At 70.5% G+C, this 1,885-nt stretch carries 2 protein-coding genes; both read right to left on the bottom strand.

Going from position 1 to position 1,885, the window contains the following annotated elements; genetic code table 11:
* Positions 1-50 precede the first annotated feature (50 nt).
* Positions 51-713: a ribulose-phosphate 3-epimerase gene (rpe, locus tag RMO97_RS00955; RefSeq protein ID WP_310538690.1), complete on the bottom strand. Its 663-nt coding sequence runs from the start codon at positions 711-713 to the stop codon at positions 51-53.
* 46 nt (positions 714-759) lie between these two features.
* A partial coding sequence (locus RMO97_RS00950; RefSeq protein WP_310538689.1) for an RsmB/NOP family class I SAM-dependent RNA methyltransferase occupies positions 760-1,885 on the bottom strand: 1,126 nt, incomplete at its 5' end.

The raw sequence follows: 1,885 nt of genomic DNA, 5'->3' as shown, positions 1-1,885 counted from the left end.
GGCGACCCGGGACCTGACGGAGCATGGCGAGCCCGGCCATCCGCCGTTCCTCAGCCGCGCAGGGCGGCAATGTTGGCGGCGTACCTGTCCGCCCCACCACGGAAGACGGCGGTTCCGGCCACCAGGGCGGTGGCGCCCGCGGCGATGCACAGCTTCGCGGTCTCGGGCGTCACGCCGCCGTCCACCTCAAGCGGAATGTCGCGGCCCGTCGCGTCGATCATGGCCCTGAGCGCCATGATTTTGGCCAGCTGGGAATGCATGAACGTCTGGCCGCCGAAGCCCGGATTGATGGTCATCACCAGGATCAGATCCACCTCGTCCATCATCCACTGGATCACGGACGGGTCCGTCGACGGATTGAACACCACGCCGGCCTTGGCGCCCAGCTCGCGGATCCGTTTCAGCGTGCGGTTCAGGTGAGGTCCGGCCTCCGGATGAACGCTGATGTAGTCCGCGCCCGCCGCCCGAAACGCCTCCAGGTATGGATCGGCCGGCGAGATCATCAGGTGCACATCGAAGGGGATCTTGGCGTGCGGCCGGAGGGCTTTGACGATGTCGGGCCCCAGGGTGATGTTCGGCACGAAGTGGCCGTCCATCACATCCACATGCACCCAGTCGGCGCCGGCCGCCTCGATGGCGCGCACCTCCTCGCCCAGCCGCGCGAAGTCCGAGGCGAGGATCGAGGGGGCGATAATGGTCTTGGGCGAGGCCATGCTCCCGCTTAGCCTGATGCGGGGCTGACTGCCAAATGTTGCATGTCTATCCCGCCCGCCGCATCCGGGCGATGTAGAAGCCGTCTGTTCCGCCGGCCCGGTGATGTGGCAGGATGCGTAGGGCGCCGTCGGGGCGCAGGCTGGCTTCGGGGGCGCCGCCTTCGCCAGGTGTGATGGGGTCGAGGGTAAAGTCGGGGGTGCGGGACAGGAAGGTGGCGACCTGGCCCTCGCCCTCCTCCATCTCCAGCGAACAGACGCAATAGATCAACCGCCCGCCCGGTTTCACGCGCTTGGCGGCGCTGGCCAGCAGGCGGGTCTGGACGCTGGCCAGCCGGGGGATGTCCTGGGGGCTGGCGACCCACAGCACGTCCGGATGACGCCGGAAGGTGCCGGTGGCCGAGCACGGCGCGTCCAGCAGCACCGCGTCGAACGTCCGGCTATCGCGCCAGTCGGCGGCGTCACCGATCACCACCTCGGCGGCGAGGCCGGCCCGGGACAGGTTTTCGGACACGCGCTTGATGCGGCCCGCCGACTTGTCCAAGGCGGTGACTTTGGCCCCGGTGGCGGCCAGCTGCAGGGTCTTGCCGCCGGGCGCGGCGCAGAGATCAAGCGCGGTGTCGCCGGCGCTGAGGTTGGCCAGCCGGGCGGGGATGGCGGCCGAGGCGTCCTGCACCCACCAGCGGCCCTCGGCGAACCCCGGCCAGCCGGCGACCTCGCCCTTCAGGCCCACGCGCAGGCTGGGGCCGGGCAGGATTTCGGCTTCCAGCGGCCCGGCAAGGGCGTCGGCGTCGGCCGGATTTTTCACGGTCAGGTCGGTGGCCGGCTCCGCGCCGATCAGGGCGGCGATGGCGTCGGCGGCGTCCGGACCGTAGGCGGCGCGCCAGCGCGCTTGCAGCCAGGTGGGGGCCATCAGCGACGGGTCGTTGAGGTCAGGAACCTCGCGGGTCAGGCCGCGCAGCACGGCGTTGACCAGCCCTTTGAAGACTTGACCGCCGCTCTGGGCGGCAGCCAGGTCCACGGTGGCCCCCACCGCCGCGTGGGCGGGCGTCTTCAGGACCAGGAGTTGCGCCGCGCCCAGGCGCAGGACATTGACGATGGCCTCGGGCGGAGCTTTTTTCAGGCGCGACTGCAGGGCTGTGTCGATGGGGCCAAGCCAGCGCAGGGTCGCCATC

It is taken from the genome of Phenylobacterium sp. (genome assembly GCF_031425575.1).
GTDB lineage: Bacteria > Pseudomonadota > Alphaproteobacteria > Caulobacterales > Caulobacteraceae > Phenylobacterium.
Note: the sequence above shows the minus strand (reverse complement) of the source record. Positions and strands in the feature narration are given on the sequence as shown.

What these genes read in the sequence shown, in the direction of transcription:
- rpe (WP_310538690.1), bottom strand. Translation starts at nt 713, where the DNA reads ATGGCCTCGCCCAAGACCATTATCGCCCCCTCGATCCTCGCCTCGGAC.